The 26697-nt window shown below is 40.3% G+C and carries 20 protein-coding genes; 6 read left to right on the forward strand and 14 right to left on the reverse strand.

Annotated elements, in window-relative coordinates:
* Positions 1 to 3506 (reverse strand): hypothetical protein (locus L0951_RS09440; RefSeq protein WP_234110990.1); only part of this gene is annotated, 3506 nt, incomplete at its 3' end.
* Positions 3507 to 3727: 221 nt separating this feature from the next.
* The gene (locus tag L0951_RS09445) at positions 3728 to 4924 is read right to left on the reverse strand and encodes an exo-beta-N-acetylmuramidase NamZ domain-containing protein (protein ID WP_234110991.1); all 1197 of its coding nucleotides are present in this window, start codon (positions 4922 to 4924) and stop codon (positions 3728 to 3730) included.
* Positions 4925 to 4928: 4 nt separating this feature from the next.
* Here L0951_RS09445 and L0951_RS09450 point away from each other — a divergent pair, with 4 nt between their 5' ends.
* Together L0951_RS09450 and L0951_RS09455 are read left to right on the forward strand one after the other, a co-directional pair.
* Positions 4929 to 6158 (forward strand): ABC transporter permease, encoded by a 1230-nt coding sequence (locus L0951_RS09450; protein ID WP_234110992.1) that lies wholly within the window; start codon positions 4929 to 4931, stop codon positions 6156 to 6158.
* A 58-nt stretch (positions 6159 to 6216) separates the two neighbouring features.
* Complete coding sequence (locus tag L0951_RS09455) at positions 6217 to 7197, forward strand: PLP-dependent cysteine synthase family protein (RefSeq protein WP_234110993.1); 981 nt, start codon at positions 6217 to 6219, stop codon at positions 7195 to 7197.
* 7 nt (positions 7198 to 7204) lie between these two features.
* On the opposite strand, the gene L0951_RS09460 is transcribed toward L0951_RS09455, so the two are convergent.
* The 5 genes from L0951_RS09460 to L0951_RS09480 form a co-directional block, all read right to left on the reverse strand.
* Positions 7205 to 8518, reverse strand: coding sequence for a glycosyl transferase family 1 (locus tag L0951_RS09460; RefSeq protein WP_234110994.1), 1314 nt, complete (start codon positions 8516 to 8518; stop codon positions 7205 to 7207).
* A gap of 75 nt (positions 8519 to 8593) precedes the next feature.
* Positions 8594 to 11167 carry a YfhO family protein gene (locus tag L0951_RS09465; protein WP_234110995.1) on the reverse strand — a complete coding sequence of 858 codons (2574 nt, stop codon included), beginning with the start codon at positions 11165 to 11167 and terminating at the stop codon, positions 8594 to 8596.
* A 128-nt stretch (positions 11168 to 11295) separates the two neighbouring features.
* Positions 11296 to 11514, reverse strand: coding sequence for a hypothetical protein (locus L0951_RS09470; protein WP_234110996.1), 219 nt, complete (start codon positions 11512 to 11514; stop codon positions 11296 to 11298).
* A gap of 27 nt (positions 11515 to 11541) precedes the next feature.
* Positions 11542 to 12597 (reverse strand): DUF6263 family protein, encoded by a 1056-nt coding sequence (locus tag L0951_RS09475; protein WP_234110997.1) that lies wholly within the window; start codon positions 12595 to 12597, stop codon positions 11542 to 11544.
* Positions 12598 to 12776: 179 nt separating this feature from the next.
* On the reverse strand, positions 12777 to 13295 hold the full coding sequence (locus tag L0951_RS09480) for an SRPBCC family protein (protein WP_234110998.1): 519 nt from the start codon (positions 13293 to 13295) through the stop codon (positions 12777 to 12779).
* Between the two features lie 152 nt (positions 13296 to 13447).
* Between L0951_RS09480 and L0951_RS09485 the strand changes: the two genes are divergently transcribed.
* Positions 13448 to 15487, forward strand: coding sequence for a M3 family metallopeptidase (locus L0951_RS09485; RefSeq protein ID WP_234110999.1), 2040 nt, complete (start codon positions 13448 to 13450; stop codon positions 15485 to 15487).
* A 59-nt stretch (positions 15488 to 15546) separates the two neighbouring features.
* Here L0951_RS09485 and L0951_RS09490 read toward each other — a convergent pair whose 3' ends face one another.
* The 7 genes from L0951_RS09490 to mutY all read right to left on the reverse strand — a co-directional run bounded on the left by L0951_RS09490 (position 15547) and on the right by mutY (position 23330).
* Complete coding sequence (locus L0951_RS09490) at positions 15547 to 16533, reverse strand: NAD(P)H-dependent flavin oxidoreductase (RefSeq protein ID WP_234111000.1); 987 nt, start codon at positions 16531 to 16533, stop codon at positions 15547 to 15549.
* Between the two features lie 139 nt (positions 16534 to 16672).
* Positions 16673 to 18037, reverse strand: coding sequence for a peptidylprolyl isomerase (locus tag L0951_RS09495; RefSeq protein WP_234111001.1), 1365 nt, complete (start codon positions 18035 to 18037; stop codon positions 16673 to 16675).
* 66 nt (positions 18038 to 18103) lie between these two features.
* Positions 18104 to 19933 carry a peptidylprolyl isomerase gene (locus L0951_RS09500; RefSeq protein ID WP_234111002.1) on the reverse strand — a complete coding sequence of 610 codons (1830 nt, stop codon included), beginning with the start codon at positions 19931 to 19933 and terminating at the stop codon, positions 18104 to 18106.
* 46 nt (positions 19934 to 19979) lie between these two features.
* Positions 19980 to 20900, reverse strand: a complete 921-nt coding sequence (locus tag L0951_RS09505) for a PfkB family carbohydrate kinase (RefSeq protein WP_234111003.1) — start codon at positions 20898 to 20900, stop codon at positions 19980 to 19982.
* A 48-nt stretch (positions 20901 to 20948) separates the two neighbouring features.
* A complete protein-coding gene (locus tag L0951_RS09510) occupies positions 20949 to 21389 on the reverse strand; it encodes a lipocalin family protein (RefSeq protein WP_234111004.1) in 441 nt (146 codons plus the stop codon).
* 72 nt (positions 21390 to 21461) lie between these two features.
* Entirely contained in the window at positions 21462 to 22016 is a 555-nt protein-coding gene (gene gldD / locus L0951_RS09515) for a gliding motility lipoprotein GldD (protein ID WP_234111005.1), read from the reverse strand.
* A 282-nt stretch (positions 22017 to 22298) separates the two neighbouring features.
* A complete protein-coding gene (gene mutY / locus L0951_RS09520; RefSeq protein WP_234111006.1) occupies positions 22299 to 23330 on the reverse strand; it encodes an A/G-specific adenine glycosylase in 1032 nt (343 codons plus the stop codon).
* A gap of 33 nt (positions 23331 to 23363) precedes the next feature.
* Here mutY and L0951_RS09525 point away from each other — a divergent pair, with 33 nt between their 5' ends.
* The 3 genes from L0951_RS09525 (at position 23364) to L0951_RS09535 (ending at position 26586) form a co-directional block, all read left to right on the forward strand.
* Entirely contained in the window at positions 23364 to 24164 is an 801-nt protein-coding gene (locus L0951_RS09525) for a hypothetical protein (RefSeq protein ID WP_234111007.1), read from the forward strand.
* Positions 24165 to 24355: 191 nt separating this feature from the next.
* The gene (locus L0951_RS09530; RefSeq protein ID WP_039346147.1) at positions 24356 to 24646 is read left to right on the forward strand and encodes an HU family DNA-binding protein; all 291 of its coding nucleotides are present in this window, start codon (positions 24356 to 24358) and stop codon (positions 24644 to 24646) included.
* A gap of 383 nt (positions 24647 to 25029) precedes the next feature.
* Positions 25030 to 26586 carry a ribonuclease E/G gene (locus tag L0951_RS09535; protein ID WP_234111008.1) on the forward strand — a complete coding sequence of 519 codons (1557 nt, stop codon included), beginning with the start codon at positions 25030 to 25032 and terminating at the stop codon, positions 26584 to 26586.
* The last annotated feature ends 111 nt before the right edge of the window (positions 26587 to 26697 follow it).

The raw sequence follows: 26697 nt of genomic DNA on the forward strand, positions 1-26697 counted from the left end.
CCCGAGTTTGCATTCAAAGTTTTCGCTGCCACTTTTTGGCCGGAAACACTATAAACTTCCACTGAATCAATCCTTGATGAATTGTTGATATTCACAAAATCAACTACTGGATTCGGATAAACCCTAATGGCGTCTTTCATGTTATCGGTCACTGCAAGTGTAGAAGTGAATTCATCAGCACCCATATCTGGAGCCGTTGTGCTTCTAAGATCTCCATCGATATCGATCGTAACTTCAGCAAGTGGAGTTCCTTTGTTTTCCAAAGCGTTATTTGCATTGGTATCCAAGTGAAGATCGGTAGGAGAAACAAATACCGGCGATACGTTTAGTGAATTTGCATCTTTACCGGTTGCGGTTTGCCATGCTGCCAAAGTAGCTCTTGCGGAACCTAAGTAACCAAGATTGGTGCCGGTTGAGTAATAATCATTGTAATCAATATTGCTAAAAACCGTAGCAGGTGCCGAAGAGTAAATGGCGTATCTGTTTGCGGTCGTGGTCTGCGAATTCACGAAGATATTGTTTCGCAAATCGATTGCTCCAGCGGCAGAAATTGAGCTTGTAACGTTGATTGCCGCAGTCATACCAGTTGTTACAGTTTGGTTAGTGTTCATGTTGATCGTATTATTATAAATCTTATAACCTGTACTTGCACCGTTGAAGGTGATACCAACTCCATTATCCAAATAAGTACTGTCATTCCATCCATAACCTGCCACATCTGAGATGAAGTTGTTAATAACTTTCATGCCTCCATTGGCAGCAGTAGAAAAACCATTAAGGAAAATCCCAATTGCCGCATAACCTAGGGTACTAGAATTCTTCACATTAGTGATTTTATTCCTGCTAATGGTCACGCCGCTGGTAGGAGCAGTAGATGTTCCAAAAATTTGGATGCCTGATGTAGTGGTGCTGGAAGAAGACGCAATATTAGAAATATTATTGTTATCAATTACAATTCCTGAATTGGCAGAAACCCCTGTGTTTCCACTGGAAACAAAGATACCGACCGAACTAATTGCACTGGTGGCACCTGTAAAGGTGATGTTGGAGATGGTATTGCCACTAATATTACTGTTCACGGCTCCAGTTGCCAACCAAACCCCTCTCTTCGAGTAGGCAGCAGTTGGAAGGAAATTGCCAATTGTGTTGTTTTGGATAACAGCACCATCAACTCCTTGCGCATATACACCTGCGAGAGTAATAGCGTCGGTCCCAGAGGCTGACAAATCATTATTGGAAATGTTAATGGTTCCATTTCCAGCCAAAATTGCAGCAGCTGCATAGACCCCCATGTACGCCTTCTTGATCGCATTATTCTGAATGGTAACATTATTAAAATAACCACCAGCTGTAGCTAAGGCATTATCATGAATTACCACTGCGGTTGATGTATTGACACCGTTTGTAATAATGGTATTTTTAAGGGTAAGATTAGTCATTGGTGTGGTACCAATACTACCAAATCTTACTACTTGAGGCCCTGTAGCGGATAGGTTAGTAATCGATAGGCTCCTATCGGTTCCACCGGAAAGTGAACCATCGATGGTCACATTACTTGCTCCAGCTGTTCTGAGCAAGGCATTTGATGCCATGGTTCCAGAAATAGCGCGTGCAGCTCCACTAGGTTTGATGGTTAGCGAATATCCGCCTGCTATTGCATTGATCGGATTTGTACCGGTCTCAGCAGTCAAGTCTTCAATGATGTTAAAGGTTACATTTCCTAACGCACCAGTTGTATTCAAATATTCAAATGCACCCGCCGAATTGGTAAGTGAAGCAAAATCTCCTGTTGAACCCACTGTGTAAGTCCCATTCAAAGAGGCCTTAAATTCATGCGCACCCATATCTGGTTTTGTGGTGCTTCTCACAGTTCCATCGATATCAGTAGTCACATCTGCAAGAACGGTTCCCTTGTTGTCTAGAAATGCATTCGCAGAAGTCATGTGCAAGTCAGTAGTCGAAACAAAAACCGGTGCAATATTTAATGAATTAGCATCTTTGCCGGTAGCAGCTTGCCAAGCGGCCAAGTCTGCGCGGGCTGAACCAAGATACCCAATGCTGGTACCTGTGGAGAAATAATCATTATAGTTAATGTTTGAAAAAACGGTATTGGCCGCTCCAGAATAAATGGCGTATCGCGCACCAGTTTGTGTTTGGTTGTTGACCAGGATGTTATTTCTAATATCCAACGTGCCTGCCGTTACTGAAGAAAGAATATTCAGAGCAGATGGTCTTCCCCCTGCATTTTGGTTGGCAGTCAGTGCAACCGAATTATGATATATTTTCACTCCTGTAGCCAGCCCGCCAATAACGATACCATTTCCGTTATCAGTTTCTGAACCTCCAGAAGCGTATCCATAACTGTGAACATTGGTCACAAAGTTATTAGCCAACAAAATATCGGCTGATCCCGTTCCTGCATTAAGCCAAATCCCGTTTGAACCCCAACCGACGGTGCTCGTATTACTCACTTCGTTAATCTTATTGGCAGTTACCGTAATGTTATTCACTGACGCACCTAAAAGCATACCACTGGCGGTACTAGAACTGTTAATGGTGACTCCATCAATTTTATTTCCACTGATCAGCACATTTTTCGCATTCTGAACAGCAAGTCCTCTGAACCCGAATCCTTCAGTAAGAGTGGCAGAACCAATAGTATTATTCTTAATCACCGCACCATCATCCTGGTTTGTTGCCAAACCAACCGCAAAAATTGCGTTTTGACCACGGTTGAAAGTATTGTTTTCAATAGTGAGGAAGTTATTTGGAACTGTTCCTGGCGAACCTAAAGTTGGTCCTGAAACCAAAATATGCCCCACCGTTGTCGCAGGAGTATTTCCTAAAAACTTAAGGTTTTTGAAAGTAACGTGATCAGCACCAGCACTTGAGGTACTGGAAACCCAAACAATCGAAGTAGTTCCTGTCGCCGCAGTACTGTTCAGCGTAAGGTTCTGTGAAGTGGAACCATTATTACTTCCATCAAAAATCACATAATCGGCGGCATTGATTTGGAACAAAATAGCAGCATTACCGGAAATAATGGCATCCACCCCTGTGGCAGGTTTGATCGTTAAAGTATTGGTCGCACTTGATCCGGCATTTTCCTCAATCTTGATGGGGAAAGTTTCCGAAGGGTAAGTGGCATCAGTAAGGTTGAAAGTCACAGGGCCTGTAATCGCTGCAGAGTTGAAATCGGCAACTGCTGCAGATAGTGTGGCGTAATCTCCACCGGTTCCAACAGTATAGGTTCCACTCAAAGCAACCGCTTTCTTAGAAACGGCCGCCGGAAAAGTATTTCCGTAAATTTTTGATGCCGCCGCATTGATCTGCACATCATAGCTGATCTTCGCCGGAGCGTTTGGATCAGTATTTCCTCTCACATTTTGGGCATATGAAAAGCTCATTGCCGCTCCAAGTAATAAGAGTGAAAACCCTTTTGTTACCTGGCTTCTGAAATTCGATTTCTTAATCGCATTTTCAGGATCATTGTAAAGTTCATTCATAAGTTTAATTGTTTTTATGACAAATTATGACAAACTTAACATTTTGATATCAATTGCGCAAGAAAAATTTTTAATTATAGTGAAAAAATAAAATAAACATCAAAATCACTGATGAACACACAATCCTATTCCGTAACGTCATTGCCAAGAAAAAAAATATGATGGCAAAAACCCCTAAATCACAATAGAAAAGACAGCCTAAAATTTGCCTTGGTAAACATTCAGTTCTCATAAACCAAATATTTTGCTCTAATTTTCTGGAATTTTTCTAAATCTCCTTTCCACGATTCCCTAATTTCTTCCGAAGTTTTACCCGCTATAATCTGTTTCCTCAACTCATCGGTGCCTGCCAATTTATCAAAAAAGAGATTTTTCAGGAAAAAATCCTGTTGCGGATTTTTATAGTTCGCATAAGCATTAAGGAGCCAATCCAAATTGAGCTCACGCAAATCCCGGCGTTCACCGGAGAGATTTTCGCCAAAACAGAGTTTCCCGTTTAAAAATGGATCTTTGGCTCCCGGTGTGGGTTTCGGTGTAAATTGGTAGGGAAGATTTTTTGTCCATGGCGATCCGTAAATCTGAAAAGGCAGGTCAGTTCCGCGACCCACCGAAACCTGGGTTCCTTCAAAAAAACACAAACTGGGATAAAGGTTGATCGCCCGGTCATTCGGCAGGTTCGGTGAAGGCCTGTCTGAAAGCTCATATCGCTGATTTTTATGATACCCAAGCATGGGAATCAGGGTATATTTTGCCTGAACTCCGTTTTTCAACCATTTTTCACCATTCACCATTTCACCGTACTCGCCAATGGTTAATCCATAAACCACGGGAACATGGTGCATTCCCACGAAACTTTTCCATGGATCTTTTAAAACCGGACCGTCAATATAGCCATCATGCGGATTTGGACGATCCAGAACAACAATTTCAACATTATTTTCCGCGCCGGCTTCCATCACATAAGTCAAAGTGGAAATATACGTATAGAACCGAACTCCCACATCCTGAATATCAAACAGGACCAAATCGATCCCCTTCAATTGTTCCGGAGTGGGCTTTTTGTTGCTTCCATAGAGGGAAACTACAGGAATTCCGGTTTTGGAATCCACGCCGTTTTTCACATGTTCTCCGGCATCCGCATCACCCCGGAAACCATGTTCCGGTGCAAAAATCGTCTTGATCTTAATCTGGTTTTTAACCAAAAAATCGACCAGAAAAGTCTTATCCTTCAGCAAGCCCGTTTGATTGGTGACCACCGCAATGGTTTTATGCTGCAGCAAAGGCAGATAGAGTTCCGGGCGGTCTGCTCCCGTCTTAAAACACCGGTGCTCATTTTCCTGCGCAAAGTGCTGCTGGCAAAAGCCAAAATAAATGAGCGCAATCAGAAATAAATTTTTAATTTTGAGCCTTAAATCCATCCGCTTGAAGTTTCCGTTATATTTTTCTAAAAAAATAGCTTTTTCCAAAGATAACAAAAATAATCTTTCACGGATTATTGTCTTTATTGGTCGGCTTTCCATGGCTTTGGGAGTGATTGTTTCCCTCATTACGGTTTCCACCGGACTGGGATCCAAAACGGCAATTAAGGAAAGAATGGCAGATTTCTCCGGGCACATTTCCATCAGGTCAAAGCAATCCAATAATTCCTACAATTCTTCGCCACTGAGTAATGATGGACTTCAGGTGCAAAAAATCAGGGAATTACCAGATGTGGCAAAAACTCAGGAATATGTGACCGCAAGCGGAATCCTGAGAAATGAACATAATTTTGCCGGAATTATTTTTAAAGGAATCGGTTCCGATTTCGACCATGAGCGATTTAAGAAATTCCTGGTCGCAGGCGATACACCACAGGTAAAAGAAGGGGTATTCAACAATGGCATCACGATTTCCCAAAAATTGGCATCGGACCTCCACCTCAAAATCAAAGACAGCATTGTTGCGATATTTTCCAAACAAGATGACAAACCGCTTTACCGCAAATTTGAAGTGGTGGGAATCTACAAGACCGACATCAAAATGATCGATGAGCTCTACGTGATCGGTGGAATCAACCATGCACGGAAAATTCAGGGATTGAAGAACGATCAAATAGGCGGGATCGATGTGTTCCTGAAAAATATCAACGACATCGATGAAGACGCCCCGAAAATCGATAAGTGGGTCGGATACAAAAATTACGTAGTGAAGGCAACCGACCAATATCCGCAGATCATGGACTTTATCGCGATTTTTGACACCAATATCGCACTGATCATCATCATCATGTTGGTGGTAGTGATCATCAATATTGTGATGGTACTCTTGATCCTGATCATCGAAAGAACCAACTCCATCGGAATGCTTAAAACCCTGGGTGCAAGCAACGGGCAAATCCGCACGATATTTATCAACTATACTTTAATGATCATGATTCCGGGACTGGTTTTCGGAAATTTAATCGGATATAGTTTCTTGCTGATTCAAAAGTATTTTGGAATTATTAAACTCAATCCCGAGAACTATTATATCGGCGTTGTACCCGTGGATTTAAACCCGGTTTACATCATGGCTATTTCTTTGGGAATTCTGCTGGTTTCAGCAATCGCACTCATTCTTCCCAGTTACCTGATCAGCAAAATCTCTCCGGTGAAAGCCATAAAATACACTTAAACTTAAAAAAACTACCTTTGCAACCCTGATTTAGGGACAATAACATCAGAGACTTTTTATGAAATACGCAGAAAACATACTGGAAACCATTGGAAATACGCCCCTTGTAAAGTTGAACAAAGTTTTGGGAGATGATTTCCCGGCATTGGTTTTGGCAAAAGTGGAAACCTTCAATCCCGGAAACTCGGTGAAAGACAGAATGGCGCTGAAAATGATTGAAGACGCAGAAAAAGACGGCCGGCTGAAACCTGGCGGAACCATTATAGAAGGAACTTCCGGGAATACGGGAATGGGTCTTGCTTTGGCTGCAATTGTGAAAGGCTATAAATGTATTTTTGTGACCAACTCCAAACAATCGAAAGAAAAATGCGATATCTTGAGAGCGGTGGGTGCAGAAGTAATCGTTTGCCCCACAGACGTGAAACCAACCGATCCCCGCTCCTACTACTCTGTTTCAAAGCGATTGGCAACAGAGACAGAAAATGGATGGTATGTGAACCAATACGATAATTTATCAAACAGAACCGCGCACTACGAACAGACCGCCCCGGAAATCTGGGAACAAACGGAAGGTAAACTCACCCATTTTGTGGCAGGAGCCGGAACAGGCGGAACCGTGACCGGTTGTGGAATGTTTTTTAAGGAAAAAAATCAAAACATCAAAGTCATCGGAGTGGACACTTTCGGGTCGATCTTAAAAGAATATCACGAAACAGGCGAAATTCATTATGAACACGCATATACGTATATTACAGAAGGAATTGGCGAAGACATCATTCCCGAAAATTACGATATGTCAGTAATCGATCATTTCGAAAAAGTGACCGACAAAGATGGAGCTATCTATGCCAGAAAATTAGCAAAAGAAGAAGGGATTTTTTGTGGATATTCGGCGGGAAGCGCCATTTCTGCATTAGTCCAGATGAAAGACCGGTTCACAAAGGATGATGTAATTGTGGTTTTGCTCCATGATCACGGATCCCGATATGTGGGGAAAATCTATAATGATGACTGGATGAAGGAACAGGGCTGGCTGTAATCAGCCATCAGCCGATCAAACTATTTAGAATCTCAGCCAATTTTTGGGTGAGATTTTTTCGTGAAAACCGCCCGGTGTTTCTGGTTTTTTCCGCAAGGTTTCCTTTTTTCCAATCATTGAATTTTTCCAGGATAAAGGATTTCAAAGCGGTAAAATCATCGTAGAAAAAATGTTTTCCGGCATGGGTTTCATCCAGGATTTTCTTCACGTCGGCATCTTTCGGTCCGAAAGAAAGGATTTGGTTTCCGGTGGCGAGATACTCAAATATTTTTCCCGGGATAATCCCCTTTGAAGTTTCATCCGGAAAATTGGTGATCAGCAGCAAATCAGAATTTCGCATCTCTGCATTCGCTTCGGAATGTGAGAGATAACCGAGGTTCTTCACCGAATTCTCAAGGGCTGAATTTTCGATTTTTTCTAAAATCCTGGCATCAATTCTTCCGACGAACTTCAGTTGAAAATTCTTTTTAAACTCCTCATTCTCACCAATAATTTCATCCAGAACTTTCCACAATAGCTCCGGATTCCTCAATTGTTCCAGAACACCAATATAACTTAACGTGAATTTTGATAGGGTTTCGTCCTCACCATCGCGCCCACTCTCCCGCTCTCCCATTTCCAAGTCAAATCCATTCGTTACACAGAAAGCATTCGCTCCTTTCTTCCTGAAATTCTCGGCATCAGTAAAACTGGTCGCTAAAGTGAGATCGGCATTTTCAAATACTTTCTGCTCCAGATCACGGTGTTTTTTATCCGAAGATCTGCTCAGTTTCAAATGCTTGTAATAAGAAATTTCCGTCCATGGATCCCGGAAATCAGCCAGCCATTTCAAATCTGGAAATTCCTTTTTGAGCTCCAAACCAATTAAATGCACAGAATGAGGAGGTCCTGTGGTGACAAAAGCATCGAACCGGTTTTCTTTTAAATACTTCTTAAGGAATTTTACCGAAGGCTTTACCCAGAAAACTCTTGCATCGGGGATAAAGAAATTGCCGCGCACCCAAATGGAAATTTTGGATTTCCACGACTGGTTTTTCCCCACATCAAATTGTCCGGCTTTGAATTTCTTATTGTCTTTGCCAAAAAATTCGGCAATCTGATAAGGTTCCCAGATTTTGGTCTTAATGATTTCCAGATCCGCCGAAACTTCCCTCGCCAATGTTTTGTCAATGATGGGATAACTTGGATTTTCGGGAATAAATACGGTAGGTTTCCACCCGAAATCCGGAAGATATTTCACAAACTTCAACCAACGCTGAACTCCCGGTCCACCAGAAGGCGGCCAATAATAGGTGATGATTAAAATTTTCTTTTGTTTCAAGTTTCAGGTCTGTCTGTGGACAGGTAGATTTCAAGTTTCAAAAAAAAAGCGGGTTCATATCAAGGTTAATTACTTTTATTTTGCTTCTTCGCCGTGGACAGGTCTCCGCTTGTCCCTACGGAAATACAGCCCATAAATCCCACCCAAACTCAGCAGCAAAAATACTCCGAAAGCCAACAGGGAAATCAATTTTCCTTTCGCAATTACCGCAGGCTCAAAAACCATTTTTAACACATGATTTCCCGCCGGAACATGAACCGCTCTCAATAAATAATTGGCTTTAATATACGGAACTTCATTGCCGTCAATCAGCATTTTCCAGCCTTTCGGATAGTAAATCTCAGAAAAGACCGCTAATTGTGGAGTTTTTGATTGAGATTTGAATTCCAGCTCGTTCGGTTGGTATTTCGTCAGATTGATGATGGCGGTTGAATCCGGCTGCATCGCTTTTCCTTCGAAATATTTTTGATCGTCTTTAGCAATTACCGCGATTCTTTTGGAATCAATTTCACCAATTTGTTGGATCTCCTCATTGGGATTCGCCACAAATTTTACTTCCGGAACAAACCATGCGTTTCCGTTCGCATTAGGATTCAAGACCGCATCAGGTTTTTCCTGATCACCAAAAATCATGTATTTGGTGTTGAGCATATTCAGGATTCTGGGAACCTTTGCGGTGTCCATTTTACTGAAATACTCATTGATCAGATCATCATATCTTCTCAATTTCACAGCATGATACCCCCCAATTGAAGATTTAAAATAGGAAGTGTTCGTCTCACTGAAGGTGCCCAAAACCTGATTGTAAATTCTATAATGGGTTTTGTCTTTTTCAGAAATAGCTTCTAAAGTCTGGTTGACTTTGGCCTGATCCAGCAGTGATGCAAGATTTGGATTTTCGCCCACTTTCTGCATCAACAAATCAGAATTTTCAGTCTGGAAAGGGTTTTCAGCAAAAGCTTTATCCACGAAATTATCATTGTTCAGATAACGCTTGTTCACACTCCACAAGTCGAAAATACTTACCAAACCGATGGCGACAATCACCACATTCTGATTCAGCTTTTTCTTTAAACCTAAGAATAAAAGTGCTGCGGTAATTCCTACATAAATGATGGCCTTAATGGCATCCACACGGAACATCTTAAATCTTTCGTCCACCAGGAAATCAAGCAGATATGGCGGAAGATATGTTTTTTCGGTTCCCGTATAAAAACCTAAAATTGATTTACCAAAAACCAAAAGCAGAAACGTGAAACCTAAAACTCCGGCAGAAACGTAGGTTAAAATCTTCTTCTTGTACTCGTCCGTTAAGATATTTTTCTCAGAGGTTTCAGTTGTTGAACTGGAGTTAAAGAATCGGTATAATCCGACTATTGCAATCAGCGGAAACAATAATTCCACCACCACCAAAATAGAACTCGGCGCACGGAATTTACTGTAAAAAGGCACAAAATCGATAAAGAAATCAGACAATGCCATGAAATTGCTTCCCCAAGCCAAGAAAATCGTGAGGATGGATGCCCCCAGAATCCAATAACGATATTTTTTCCAGGCTAGAAAAAATCCAATAATTGCGAGGAAAATCACCACAGCACCTTGATAAGCCGGCCCGGAAGTTCCGGGTTGTTCTCCCCAATAAGTCAGGGAGGAGAATCCTTTGGATATCCGATCCATTTCCGACTGCGAAGTCACATTCTGCTGAACCATTTCCTGAATCTGAGCCATCATTTTATCTGAACCTTCCTCATTGCTTGCACCGCCCATCAATCTCGGAATGAAAAGATTGAGCGTTTCCATTTTGCCATAACTCCACATCAACATCGATTCTTTGTCCATCCCCGATTTTTCAGAGGAATGTCGGTCATTATTGAGGATTTGTTTTCCGCGGACGGTTTCCGTGATGTATTCAGAATTCGCCATCATTCGTTGGGAATTCATGCCTATTCCTAGAATCATTGCCAAAGCAAGGATGCCATTGGAAATACCAAAATGTTTCCAGGAAACCTTCCCTTTAATGGCTCTGAAAAGTTCTGACAAAAACAAAAATCCTAGCGCAATGAAAAGATAATACGTCATTTGCGGATGGTTCGCCGAAACCTGGAGTCCCATAAACAAAGCGGTGACAATAAATCCAGGAATATATTTTTTTCGGATATAGACCAAAAGAATTCCCGCCAAAAGTGGCGCAAAATAAGCAACCGTATGGATTTTACCGTTATGTCCTGCAGCAAGTGCGATATAGAAATACGTTGAAAGCCCGAAAAAAGTAGCACCCAAAAGTGCATATTTCCAGTTTCTAACCGCAACCAATCCAAGCAGGAAAAATCCGGAAAAAAGCAGGAAAATATAGTTCGCCGGTTTCGGTAAAAAGTTTAAAAACCCATCGATATTCTTGATGACATCACCGCGAAACTGCGCCCCCATTTGGTAAGTCGGCATTCCGCCAAACATGGAATCACTCCAATAGGTTTCCTCGCCGTTTTGGGCACGGTAATCGAGCAATTCCTTCGCGCCGCCTTTGTATTGCACAATATCATGCTGAAAGAGCTGTTTCCCGGTCAACACAGGATTGGCGTAAACCAAAGCCAAAACCACGAACAGAATCAAACTCCCGACGATGAACATTAGTTTCTTATTTTTTGCCATAGTAAATTAGATAATTGAAGAAAGAGCAAAGATAATAGACTTAAAATTGCTGACCACAATTGTTTGATGGAAAATGAGGTTAATTTATTTCGGAAAACCCTTTCAGCACTGAAACGCCAAAAAGGGTGTTATTCTTTCCCGTCTTCTTTCACTTCCTCGTAATCTACCGTTTCGGCATCCCAATTCAGTTTGGAATCCAGATTTTTTTTTGTTTTTTTCGAGGCGGTTTCATCTTCTTTTCTATGCTGTGGAAACCGGTAAAATGAATTGAAAAATAATCTTTTCAGCATATTCCAGAGAAAGAATATGATGATGACCGTGAGAATTAATTCAAATATATACTTCATTTTTGATGAACGTAAGCAATGAGATGATTAAGGATTAACAGTAACCGTGGAATTGGAAACACTTTTCATGGTTTGGGTTTGTTTCCCGTCTGAGAGGGTTTCGGTTTGCGAGGTTTTCACATGCATGGTCTGATTCTTGATCCATCCGGAACTCTGATCCAATAAGATTTTCCCGTTTTGTGCCAGTTCAGAACTCATCGTTCTGGTCATTTGTTGCTGGGTTTGCTTGTCGGATTTTTTAGGAATCCCTCCAGAAACTGCGATTTCCGCAACGCCGTTTTGCACACCTTTAAAAACATAAGTAGTGGTGAGTTTCACTTTTCCGTCTGGAGTTGCATTTTCATGTTCGCTCCAGCTTTCGCCCACTTTCACGCCTTTCGCAGGAAAAAGAACCAGGTTTTTAGTAAACTGCTCTTTCAGGACTTTCTCATTAAAACTGGCCTTAAAGCTTTTCACAAACTCTTCCTTATCTTTTGCATCCTTGACCAATGCATTAACCGATGCGGAAATTTTACCATAAATCGGTTCGAATCCCGTGATGGATTTCACATTTCCTTTGGAATCCATCTTCATATTAAGGGTGTTGCCGACTAACGCTTTATTTACTTTCCACATCATTTTGAACTGCTCTTCTTTCGGTTCTGCAGCTTTGGTATCGATAGAGACTGATTTTCCACCGGAAGACTGAGTATTCTTTTTTCCCAGCAAATTGATGGTGATGTCATAAACTCCCTTGTCAAAACCATTCACCAGGAAAGACATTTCATCAGTGGTTTCACTGGTTCCGCTTTGGGATTGTCCGTTTGGTGCGGTTAAAGTCTGCACATCTTTCTGAATCGTAATCAAAGGATAAGATTTCCCCTTTTCCAGAACAAAGGTTTGATGAAAAACCCCCGCAGAATCGTTGATGGCCATAACAGGCGCAGCGGAAACTGATGAATTTTCTGATTTTATAGAGTCCGTGGAAACTTCCACTGTGGTTGTTTTTCCGGTTTGAGGATCAACTTTTGTGATGGTCTTGGTTTCTTTTTTACAGGAAACCAATGCTATTGAAAGCAGCGCGATTGCGGTGAGTTTTTTCATTAAATTCAAAATTTTGATAAGGAAATCCGGCATTTTCGGAATTCCGCACAAATTTAAGGTAATTATTCCACCTCTTTTCCAAATGCTGATTTTTTTAACTTTTTTTAATGTTTGCCGAAAGAAAAACCCTTCCAACGATATCGCTGAAAGGATTTGGCATTTAACATTCAAAAAGAATACTATTTTTCAGAAATCTCTTTTAATGATTTTAATCCGCTGCCATAAGATTTTTCCATTTGGCTGTCCATCATCAGTTTCATGAGATTCATCGGGTAATCCAGCTCACAATCCATGGTCCAGGTTACTTTGGTGCCATTGCCTTCCGGAGTTAAAATCAGATCTGAAGTCGCATCACTTTCAAAAGGTTCCTTGAAAACCATTTTGGTGGATTGTTTTTGGTTAGGAACAAGCGCTGTAATTTCATGGCAGCCTTTTCCCACTTTGTCGTTTCCGGACCAGCAATATTTGTCGCCCACTTCACCGGAAGTTCCGGAATAATCCAATTTCAAATTTGGGTCCAGATTCATCCATGGATTCCACTCATTGAAAGATTTCATGGAATTCATGTGTTGGTACACTTTTTCGGCAGGAGCATTGATTACGGTGGAAGTCTCAAAATGGTACTTTTTACCCACGGCAAACATGACGATTACCAGCAAAACCACGATTGCCAATAAGATTTTAAGAATTTTCTTCATAATAGTTTAATTTTAAAAACAAAGGTAAAATTAAATTTTGAGTAAATTTGTTGGCGTACAAATAATTTTTTTTACCGGGTTCGTGGAGGATATTTTCAAGCATAAATTCTCAAAGAAAATCGGTAATACAAAAAGAACATTAAAAAAAATCAATGAAAAACCCACTTTTAGAAAACTTTCAAACCCCTTTTAAAACAGCGCCTTTTAACGAAATCAAAGAGGAAGATTTTCTGCCTGCTTTTCAGGAATTGATCAAAGATTCTGAAAAAGAGATCAACGACATTGTTGCAAATCCAGCTGAACCCACCTTTGAAAATGTGATCGAGGCACTCGCTTTTTCAGGTGAAAAACTGGATGTGGTTTCCAATATCTTCTTCAATCTGAATTCCGCCGAAACCAACGACGAAATCCAGAAAATCGCACAGGAAGTTTCGCCACTGCTCACTGAATTTTCCGCAAAGGTTTCTCAAAATCAAAAGCTTTTCGGGAAGATTAAAAAAGTTTTTGACGAAAAGGAAAAATATCATCTCAACGAAGAGCAGGAAATGCTTTTGAATGAAACTTATAAAGGTTTTGTGCGAAGTGGCGCACTATTGAATGATGAAGATAAAGAGAAATTCAAAAACATCTCCATTGAACTTTCCAAAAAATCGCTCCAGTTTGGGCAAAATGTTTTGGCAGAAACCAACAGTTATTTCAAACAGCTCACCGACGAAAAAGATTTGGCGGGAATTCCGGAAGCAATTCTTCAGCAGTATCGTGAAGAAGCGAAAGAAAGAGGTCTTGAAGGATTTGTGGTGACGCTGCAGTATCCAAGCTACCTCCCTTTCATGACCTACGCCGAAAACCGCGGATTGAGAAAAGAACTCGCTTTGGCCAACGGAAAAAAAGGATTCCAAAATAATGAATTTGACAATCAGAATTTAATTAAAGAAATCATTTCATTAAAGCAGGAAAAAGCGCAATTACTCGGCTACAAGTCCTATGCAGACTATGTTTTGGAGGAAAGGATGGCAAAATCACCTGAAAAAGTGCATGATTTTCTGCATGAACTTTTGATCAAAGCAAAACCTTTCGCTGAAAAGGAAATCGCCGAACTGAAATCTTTGGCAAAAGCCGATGGAATTGAAGATATTCAAAGTTATGATCATGCTTTTTATGCCGAAAAATTACGAAAACAGAAATTCGATCTGAATGATGAAGAACTGAAACCTTACTTTCAGCTGGAGAAAGTGCAGGAAGCGGTTTTCGGATTGGCGCATACTCTTTTTGGGTTAGAATTTGTGGAAGTGCAGGATATTCAAAAATACCATCCCGAAGTGAAAACCTATCTGGTAAAAGAGGAATCCGGCTCCGGTAAAGAGAAAGGCAGCTTGAAAGCAATTCTATATGTAGATTATTTTCCGCGAAAAGGAAAAAGAGCCGGAGCTTGGATGACGAGCTTCAAAAGCCAGTTCAAGAAAAATGGCGAAAATTCCAGACCCCATATTTCGGTAGTCTGCAACTTTTCAAAACCTACAGCTGATACACCGAGTCTGCTCACGTTTCAGGAAGTGACTACTCTTTTCCACGAATTCGGGCATGCTTTACACGGAATTTTGGCAGATACCACTTATCCGAATCTTTCGGGAACCTCAGTAAAATGGGATTTTGTGGAACTTCCGTCTCAGTTTTTGGAAAATTATTGCTATGAACCGGAATTTTTGAAAACCTTCGCGAAACATTATCAAACCGGAGAAGTTTTGCCGGATGAGAAAATCCACAAAATTTCTGATTCCAAAAACTTTATGGAAGGTTACCAGACTTTGAGACAGCTGGGTTTTGGGATTTTGGATATGGCCTATCATTCCCATCCTGAAAAAGTGGACGACATCAAAACCTTTGAAGCAAATGAAACCAAAGCCACAAACCTTTATCCATCTAATCCGGAAACCGTGATGAGCACCAGTTTTTCACATATTTTCCAGGGTGGATATTCTGCGGGATATTATTCCTATAAGTGGGCGGAAGTTTTGGATGCGGATGCTTTTCAATACTTCAGGGAAAATGGAATTTTCAATCCGGAAATCGCCGCGAAATATAAAACTCTGCTCTCTTCAGGCGGAACAAAAGATCCGATGGAACTCTACAAAGCCTTCCGGGGAAGCGAACCGAAAGTGGAAAGCCTGCTGAAACGCGCTTTTTCCATCTAAGTAAGAAACAGCCACAAATTCACCAATAAAACTGTGAATTTGTGGCTTTATTTCTTCATTTAAAATCCGAAACTTTTCGGAGTCTGGTCAAATTCCTTCAACAATTTTTCAAAGACTTTTTCCACCGGAAGAATTTCGTCAATCAAGGCAGAAACCTGCCCGATTTCCAGTTCGCCTTCGTCCAGATCACCTTCAAACATGCCGTGTTTGGCTCTGGCTCTGCCTAAAGTTTCTTTTAAAGTTGCTACATTTCGTCCGGAATCATATAGTTTTTCGATATCGTGATAAAATTTATTTTTCACCAAACGAACGGGAGCAAGCTCCTTCAAAGTGACCTGAGTATCGCCTTCATTCAGAGAAATAATCTTATTTTTAAAATTTTCGTGAGAACTTGCCTCCACGGTTGCTGCGAATCTGGAACCGATCTGAACGCCGTCTGCACCTAGAATCATGGCGGCCTTCATTTGCGAACCCAAACCAATTCCACCTGCCGCAATCAGGGGTTTCGAAATATGTCTTTTCACATTCGGAATCAGGCAAAACGTGGTGGTTTCATCTCTTCCGTTGTGTCCTCCTGCTTCAAAACCTTCCGCTACGATCGCATCTACTCCGGCTTCTTCGCATTTCATCGCAAACTTTGTGGAAGAGACCACATGTGCGACTTTCAAACCTTCTTTCTGTAAAGTCTCTGTATAGGTTTTCGGATTACCTGCGGAAGTGAAAACGATCTTCACCCCTTCTTGCAAAATGATTTCTATGATTTCATCCAAATTGGGGTAAAGCATCGGGACATTCACCCCGAAAGGTTTTTCGGTCGCCTGTTTGCATTTTTGAATATTTTCACGCAAAATATCGGGATACATACTTCCGGCACCGATTAAACCCAATCCGCCACAATTCGAGACCGCCGAAGCCAGCCGCCATCCGGAATGCCAAATCATACCGCCTTGAATGATCGGATATCTGATTTCAAACAGATTGCAGATTTTGTTCTGATTCTCGTTGTAGATCTTTTCAGCAATGCCGAAATGAATAAAGTTGCTCATGAAGTAAAAATAAAAAAATACGGGGAACTGGGCAATAGCTTCAGTTGCGCAGAAAACTGCAGCGGATGGCTTATTTTTCCCATTCCTGGAAACTTGAGGACTACAAAAAAATCTCTGCTTTCACAGAGATTTTTTGGTTCTATTTACCGGTATCTGCTTTACGCCAGTCGGTTTTGAATGTACAGTCTTTGTATCGGTCATTGATGGAGACAAAAACGTGCGGCAATTTTTCCTTCACATATTTTTCCACCATTTCGTTTTTCCGCTTATTGAGTGCCATCTGCTTGATCCGGCTATAATCGGTGGTGATATCCAATTGGTGTGCATCAATGATATCGTCCAATTTTACGATGGCAACCATTTTTCGATCCTGCACGGTTTCTTCAAATACGTTAGTAATTTCTCCTTTGTGGTGACCCGCAATTTGGTAAGCAATGGTGGGAGGTAAATTCAGTTTCTCTATTTTGTCGGAACCATCATCACCAGCAATTACACCGGCGTTGAATTTCGTTTGCTTGTCGTCAGAAAATCTGAATGCCGCTTCTTTAAATGTCATTCTTCCATTAACAATCAAGCTTCTGATGCTGTCTAACTCCTTTTTTGCTGTTGCAATTTCTGAAGCATTTGGCACAGCTTTCAACAGGATATGTCTTGCATCATACATTTTTCCGCTTTTCTTCACGAGTTGGATCAAGTGGTATCCGAATTCCGATTCTACCGGGTCGGAAATTTCACCTTCCTGAAGATTGAGTGCCGCTGCTTCAAACGGTTTCACCATTTTTCCGCGGGCAATGTTTTTGTAAAGTCCGCCATTTGCGGCTGAACCTGGATCTTCGGAATAAATCCTTGCCTGACTTTCAAATGATTCCCCTTTCTGGATATCTTCTTTAATTTTTTTCAGACGGGCGATGATTTCATCTTTATGAGCATCGGTGAGTTTCGGGTACATCACAATCTGAGAGAGGCTTACTTCATCCTTCACCTGCGGAAGCTGAAATCTGTAGGTGTTGAAAAAATCGGTTACTTCGTTTGGAGTCACGTCGGCTTTATCGGTGATTCTTCCGTATTTCATCTGGCCGTAATAATTGTCTGTGTCGATTTTTTCAATGGCAGTTTTCATTTCAGATGGAGTTCGGAACTTATAGGCATCGAGCATCGTTTTCTCATTCGGAAACTGACCCAAAATCTGGTTGTATTTTGCAGTGGCATTCTCTTTGATTGCTGCTGAACGGTTTTCAATCAATGTATCACGTTTCGCTTCATAGATCAAAAGTTTATTGCTGATGATTCCCTCCATAAACTCACATTTATTGGAAACATCGGCACCTTGCTGTTTTGCATAATTAGCCTGATCCTGTACATCAGATTCCAAAACTATTTCATCTCCTACTACCGCGGCGATTCCATCTACCAAATCTCCCGGTTTTAACTGGGCATTGGTCTTAATTCCAAAAAAACCAAGCACAAAAGTTAAAACTAAGATGAATTTTATCTGTCTCTTCATATTCATTTTTTAAACGAATTGCAAAATTATCATTCTAAACCAAATAACCTGCAATTTTTTTGATAATTATTTCTTAAAATTCTGCTCGAGACCTTTCATGAAACCAGGTTCGATCACGATTTTGGTTTTCGCTTTTTGCGCGGCGATGGTCTCCTTCATTTTCTGATCCAGCACAGCATCTCTTAATAGTTCTGCAGCTTCTTCCTGGCTCATCTGTGTAGGTGGCAAAATCTTGTCAATTGCGATTACCAGGAATCTGTCGCCCATTTTGGTTTGGTGGATTCCAGGTTTGAAGGGCACTTTGTATTTCGTAAAGACTTCAGCATCTTCAGACATTTCTCCTTTTTCGAAGTTGACCAGAATCTGCTTCTTATCATTGAGTTTTCCGTAATATTTGGTTTTAAGCGCTTCCCAACCTTTTTCATCCTTAATATTCCTGGAAATTTCACTCACCAGTTTTTCATCAGAAATAATCGCCACCCGTCCTTCTGCACGGTTTCCCCACATGTATCTGGATTTATTCTGGTTGTAGTAATCCGTGAGCAGTTGCGGATTTTTATCGATTTCGCCATTCAGATATTTTGAAAAAATATACTCGGAAAAAAGTCCTTTTTTAAACTCATTCAATTCCTTCTGAATGGAAGGTTGACTGGTGAAATCCTCACTGTAAAACTTGATCAGATCCTGGTTATTCACTGCGGAAACAGATTCTGCCCAGATCGCCGGTGAGAGTTTTTCGACCTCACTTTTTTTGTCCCCAATCAACTTCTTGATGTCACCCACCGTGGTCTTATGTTGATGATATTGATAGAGCACCGAATTATCTTTGGCCAAATTAAAGTTCTGGTAAGATTTTTTCACGTTTTGTAATTCGGGAAACTCTTTATATGTGGGATCAGATTTTAGGTATGCGACCATTTTATCCTGCAAAAGCTCTCCATAGAGAGAACTGTTCAATTCGCGGATATAGAAATCCCTGTTTTTGTCAGTTAAAACATAAGGTTCTACATTATAAATATAGAAGACGAAATATTTATCACCAAAAAGAATCGGCTCTGGAACATAGAATCCAGACTTTTTCCCTTGAAACTGCGTATAGATCTCATCCGGAAGAGTTGGTGAACCCATCACTACTCCACCGTTATTTCTTTCGTGATCGGTAGCTCCGTAAAGTTTTGCGACTTCCTGAAAAGTTTTTCCTGCTTTTAAATCGCCGTAAATCTTGGCCTTTATGGATTCCGAATTGTCATCTTTAGGATAAGAAATAGTTCCGAAAACCATATATCCCAAACTCGGACGAGATTCGTAAACTTTTGCAAAACCCACATATCTAGGCGTATCCTGAAGTTTGGTCAAAGCATGATCAGGCAAATTTTTCAATTCCGAGTAAAGGGAGTTATCTATGCTACCAGGTTTGATATAGAAAGGCACTGCGCTGGATTTGGTGTATTGGGAAACTGCCTCTTCCATGGTGATTTTCCCGGATTTCACATCATTGTAGATTTGCTGGTAATTATTGGGGTCAGCCTCGGTTTTTTGAACGATGAAAAGAAGTACTTTTTTCTCCGTCTGCAGATCCTTCATGTAGTCATTCAGCACAGGATCGAGCACTTGTTTTGGGAAGAAGAATTTACTGCGAAGTTCGCCCTCTTTGTCCATCATTTTTTCACGGAAAGCAGCAGTGGTGTCCACTTTTTTGTCGGAGGCAAATTGCTGCAGCAAATGGAAATCTTCCGCAGAAGCAATCGTTTTTTCAATACCATTGTTTTCCAGACCATATTTGTACTCGGTTTTAAATTGATCGAGCGAGATGCTGTCTTTGCCAATGATTAAATACTGCGCCTGCAGAAAAGTGCCGAATCCCATTACCAGCACAAAACCAAATAGTTTTCTCATTTTTATATTCTCCTGATTTTCGAAGATTTTTCTATATTTAATATTTCTAAACTTCCACTTCAAAAGTGGTCAGTTCCTTAAAGTTTTTGATTCTGGCAATCATTTCACCTTCAGTGACTTCCTGCAATTTTTCTGTACCGAATTTTTCCACGGTGAAAGACGCCATCGCAGATCCATAGATCAAGGCAGATTTCATGGTTTCAAAACCAAAATCCTCCTTTTTGGCCAGATAAGATGCAAAACCGCCGGCAAAAGTATCTCCCGCCCCAGTTGGATCAAAAACATCCTCCAAAGGAAGCGCCGGAATGGCAAAAATTCTTCCCTCGTTGAAAAGCAGAGCTCCGTGTTCGCCTTTTTTGATGATGACGAAATCCGGTCCCATTTCCTGGATTTTTTTCGCAGCCTTCACCAGTGAATATTCTCCGGAAAGCTGACGGGCCTCTTCGTCATTAATCGTGATTACATCAGTTCTTGCGATCATCTGCATCAAAGTGTCCCATGCAGTATCCATCCAGAAATTCATGGTGTCCAAAATAACCAGATCCGGACGTTTGTTCATTTTTTCCAAAACGGAAAGTTGAACTCCGGGATGAAGATTTCCCAACAACAGGATTTGCGCATCCTGCATGGAGTCTGGAATTTTTGGGTCAAAGTTTTCCAACACATTGACTTCGGTCACCAAAGTATCACGGGTGTTCAGGTCATTTCGGTATTTACCGCTCCAGAAAAATGTTTTTCCCTCTGAAATCACTTCAATCCCCTCTATGTTGATCCCTCTATTCTGAAGCATTTCCAAATCAGACTGGGGAAAATCTCCACCAACAACAGAAACGATTCCCGAAGGAATTTTCAACACGGACGAAGCGAGTGTGATATAGGTTGCAGCACCGCCCAAAATCTTGTCCGTTTTTCCAAATGGGGTTTCAATCGCATCGAAAGCAACTGAACCAACGACTAATAGTTTCATTTATATATGTAGTTTAAATTTCTAAGTTTACTTATCCGTGCCACTTGATTACCTGATGAAAAAATATTTCACGAAATCATTGATGCCGTCATTATTTGAATCATAATTATCCGCGGCATAAACGACAAGTTTATGATCACTCAGCTCCAAAACATCAGCAGTAGAGGCTCCAATGATCAATTTTTTTTCATTTTTCTTGTACTGGTATTGGGAATTCATTACAGAATTGACACAGTTGGAATTTATGGTATTGTATGTATTTGCGACATATTTGCCATCCGCGGCAAATTCAAATGTGCTTTTATTTTTGCAATCATCAGGAATATATTCATGGAGAATCGTCGAATGGTCTGCCCCGGAAACGACCAGATCTTTCTCTAATTTCCAAACACCAATTACGGTGGGTTCTATCACGGCATCATTACCTCTGTCTGAGTTACAGGAAGCGATGGTAGCCATCAAAAAAAGACCCAATAACATTTTCTCCATCTTAATTAATCCTTATATTTTTGTTTCTGTTTATTTTCACTTTTTATATTCCAATTTATTCAGCCTTCCATCCTACTTCCATTTGAAGGTATCAATCAAATGCAGCAAATCCTTTTTGATATAATCCACAGCCGGACCGATGGAATCTGGTTTCGGCCTTGAGTTGAAATAGAGATTCGCAGTCACATAATGTCTGGTAGAATCTGTCACAAAAAATTGCAGATTCGAAGCAGAGGGACCCTTCAGTTCATAGAAATTTCCAAATACTTTTTTTTCCGGGTAGCTGAAAGATTTTGTGTCAATGGAAGTGGCTTTGATGGTGTGCTCATAAACCATTTTCTCGGATTCTTTCACGTGGAGTGCGAAGTCATTCTTGATAGGGAAATAAGTCAAAAACACTTTTGCCTTCATTTTCGGATAGTTGATATAGTACCAGCACTTTTCTTTGGCCTGGTCAATTTTCGCGAAATCGGAATATTCAAAAGTGAAATTGCATGGCGAGGAAAAACTCACATATTTCGGCTGCGGATATTCGAGACGGAGTTCGCCCGATGGTTTCGGTTTTGCCTCTTTCCCGCAAGAAACGATCATGATGGTTAAAAAGATGAATATGAGTTTTTTAAACATTGGGCAAAAATAGTTTTTTTTGTCCGAAGTTGGAAGTGCAAAGTTGGAAGATTTGTCATAAAGGTCAATGCAAATGTCAATAATCGGATGAAATACTTCAATGGCTGAAAAGAAAAAGATCTAGGAACCTTCGAATTTCTTGCATTATCAATCATTTAATTCCACGCAGGTTCCCAAATCCCTGTAAAACAAATTTCCATTAGAATTGGAATTCTGTTTTTTAGATGAAGAAACCGAAACAAGGTTAAAGGAAGTCTTGAATTTTTGTTGCAAAACAAAGTTTCAGGTCAACAAACTCAGATAATTCTCCAATGGTTTTGGAAAGGATTTCTGATGAGATTCCTCCGCATTGGAAATCGTGAAATCATGTTCATTTGAAAACTTCTCGAACGCTTCTTTTGATTTCATCTTCAACTTATATATATGTATCGTCAGATTTTTATGGGTGAGTCTGTGTGAAACCGTTTTTTGACCCGTGATGAATTTTTCAAAATTTTCAGGTATTTCAGTTGGGAATTCATACAGTTTTTTCCAGATGAAATCGTCGTTTCTTTGACGGATTAAAAATGATTTTCCGTATTCCACAAAATAGTATTCCAGTTCCAGATCGGTGGTTCTCACTTTTTTCGACTTCACCGGAAAATCCTGAACCTTTCCGGATTGAAAGGCGAGACAATCCGAATTTAAAGGACAGATTTCACATTTTGGATTTTTAGGTTTACAGAGGTCCGAACCCAAATCCATCATCGCCTCGTTGAAATGTCCGGGATTCTTTTCCGGCATCATCATTAAAGCCAGTTCTGAAAAATATGAAAACGCTTTGGAATGCGATACATCGAAATCATCTGCAAAAACCCTGGATAAAACCCGATAGAAATTTCCGTCAACCGCAGGAATTTTCTCCAAAAAGCAGATGCTTGAAATCGCTGCCGCCGTGTACTTCCCGACTCCTTTTAATTGTAAGATTTCCTCATATTTTTCAGGGAATTTTCCATTAAAATCATTAATGATTTGCCTGGATGCAAAATGCAGATTTAAGGCTCGAGAATAATACCCAAGTCCTTTCCAAAAAAGCAAAACTTCGTCAGTATCTGCATTGGCCAGGGTTTGAACATCTGGAAATCTTTGGATAAAGTTTTTATAATGATTTAGACCCTGTTCAATTCTGGTTTGCTGGAAAATGATTTCGCAAATCCAGATCTTATATGGGTCGTTGGTTTTCCGGAAAGGCAGGTCTCTTCCATGAATTTTGTACCAGGTCAAAAGTTTCTCACCAATGTGAAGAAAATCAGCGGTTTGTTTATTTGCTTTCAAAAAAAATTATTAATATTGGTTCAAATTTATGGAATGTCATTCAAACTAAGCTCGAATCAAGCAAATATCAGTATTCGTATTCTTATTGCAGCTTTTGCAATTATTCTGCCGACTTCATGCCGAAAAGACGATCAGAACACTTCTACCAAACCACTTCCAAAGCTTGAGAAAATACAGCTAAAAATGGATCCAGGTTTACCGGGCGATCCTGTTACCTATTACTTCATTTACGATAATGAAAAATTGAAAAAAATCGATGTGGAAAAAAATCAGAGATTTACCGCGCTGGAATATTTTTATGACAACAGCGGAAAACTCACGCAGATTAAAGAATACCTTGAAGAATTCCCCGATATACCTGCAATCACAACCGTTGAATATGCAGACAACAAAGTCTCAAAAGCAAGCGGTGGATGGGGAAATTTTTCGAGGACTTTTACTTATGATCCGAATGGAAATATAGTGGTTAAAGAAAATTGGGGATATGTCAATATGATCATTAATCCGAGTGGTAATTATGAAAACATACAACTTTCGCCATCACTTACTACTCCATTTTTCGATTGGGTAAAAACGGTACATAATGGCAATATAAATTTTGCATCCCAACTTTTTGAAAGCAGCGTCCTCCTATCGACAAAAAGCATGCATTATTACCTTCTGGGAGCATGTCCCGTTTATGCTCCTTCATTGATTTCTAAGAACAATATCAGCACATCTTCCCAAGAAATTTACACCACAGTTGACCTTAGTTACGAACTTTATCCAAACCGACTACCTAAGTACGTCCACAACACCTACTCCCACCAAACGCTTACCTATTTCTACAAGTAACTGCAACACCTCCTTTATAGGAAAAAAAATTCAATTTATTGTTTAAAAAGTGGATTTCTGTTGCTGAAACAATTAGGATTTCGGCGCACCATGAAATTTCTCACCAATGTGAAGAAAATCAGCGGTTTGTTTTTTTGTTTTCAAAAAATGTTCATATATTTGCACACCAAAAATATAAATAAATACAGGAAATGACAAAGGCAGAATTGGTAAATACCATCTCAAACAAGTTGGGAACGGAAAAGAATGAAACTCAGAAAGTTATCGAGGCGTTCATGCAGGAAATCAGAACTTCAATGTACAATGGTGACAATGTTTATCTGAGAGGTTTCGGATCTTTTATCATCAAAACAAGAGCGGCTAAAACCGGAAGAAATATCTCCAAGAACACCGCCATCGAAATTCCAGCACACAATATCCCGGCTTTCAAACCTTCCAAAACTTTTGTGGAGAAAGTAAAAACCAAAGTTGCAGTAAAATAATTAATCTATTAATAAAATCTTTAAATTATGCCAAGCGGAAAGAAAAGAAAAAGACACAAGGTAGCGACCCACAAGAGAAAGAAAAGAAGGAGAGCAAACAGACACAAGAAAAAATAATCGCTCCGCGGTTTTCAATATACAATATAGTTGGTGTTTTTAATTTTTTAAAATTTCGCCGACTATATTTTTGTTTTTAAGGGGGATTGATCAATAACAGATCTGATTTTACCCAAAAAACAAAAACACATCATAAGAAACTGAATACCTGACCTTTATTTACAGATTTCACTTTCTTATTCACCTCACATAAATGAATACAATTAAGCCTTCATCAGCAAAAGCTGGAAATTTTCACGGAAGGCAATTAATTTTTAACATAAGCAATGAAGAAAGAACTGATCATATCACATGAAGATGAGCAATCCAAAATTGCCCTGCTTGAAGATGGAAGGCTTTTTGAACTCCACGAACAGGAGGATAAAAGCGATTTCGTGGTAGGCGACCTATTCATCGGCAAGGTTAGAAAACTGGCACCAAACCTGAACGCTTCCTTCGTAAACATCGGATACGAAAAAGATGCATTTCTGCATTATCAGGATTTGGGTCCGCAGTTTCTGACTTATAAAAAATTCCTTCACGACACTACTTCCAAGAAGCAAAACTCTACTTCACTGAAGAACTTCGAGATTCAGAAAGAAATCCCCAAAAACGGAACCATAGACAAAGTTCTGGCAAAAGACGAAAGCGTACTTCTTCAAATCACCAAAGAACCGATTTCCACGAAAGGACCCAGAATTTCAACCCAGATCTCATTGACAGGACGGTTTTTGGTTTTGATTCCTTTTGACAAAAGCGTCTCCATTTCCAAAAAAATCGCAAGCAGCGAGGAAAGAGAAAGGCTGAAAACATTGATTGAAAGCATCAAACCTGAAGGATTCGGGGTGATCATCAGAACCGTGGCAGAAGGAAAAAAGGTGGCGGAACTCCATAATGACATGAACCAGCTGGTTCAGAAATGGGAAACCGCCTTCAAGAATATCCAGAAAAATAAAGTTCCGAGCAAGATTTTGAGCGAAGAAGATAAAGCCTCTGAAATCCTTCGAGACAAGTTTAATTCTGATTTTGTTTCCATTATCTGCGATGATGAAAACATGGTTCAGGAAATGCGGAACTACCTGGAAGTGATTGCTCCCGAAAAGAAAAACATCGTACACTTCTACGACAAGCCAACTCCACTGATGGAATATTACAATGTGGAGAAACAAATGAAGCAGAGCTTCGGAAAACATGTCAATATTCCGAGTTCGAAGGGGGCTTATCTGGTTATCGAACACACAGAAGCGCTTCATGTAGTGGATGTAAATTCCGGACCGAATATCAATTCGGCACCATCCAACAAAGACCACGCTTTGAATGTGAATAAAATGGCGGCAACGGAAATTGCAAGACAACTTCGGTTGAGAGATATGGGTGGAATTATCGTCATCGACTTTATCGACATGACCAATCCGGATCACCGAAAAGAACTTTACGAGCATCTTAAAGAAGAAATGAAACGGGACAAGGCAAGACACAAAATCCTGCCTCCAAGCAAATTCGGGCTCATCCAAATTACGCGACAAAGAACACGGCCGGAAAAACAAATCGAAACCGCGGAAGTAAATCCCAATGCGGAAGGGGAAATCCTCCCTCCTATCGTGGTGGTGGAAAGAATGGAGGAAAGAATCCGGAATATCATTCAGCAGCATAAAGGGAAAATCTTCCTGCACGTGCATCCGTTCGTAGAAGCATACCTCACGAAGGGAATTGTAAGCATTCAAACAAAATGGTATCTGAAGTACAAAAAATGGGTAACCATCATTCCGAGAGACTCGTTCAAGTATTTAGAGTATAAAATCATCAACTCCAAGAAGGAAGAACTGGCGAGTTATTCCAATTGACACCGGAACACCAAAACCGAATGATAAAAGACATTTGGTACTGAAAACAAAAAATCCTGAAATTTTATATGTCAGGATTTTTTTTGTTAAATAAGATCCTCCTTGAAAAAA

Source organism: Chryseobacterium sp. R2A-55, assembly GCF_021401085.1.
GTDB lineage: Bacteria > Bacteroidota > Bacteroidia > Flavobacteriales > Weeksellaceae > Kaistella.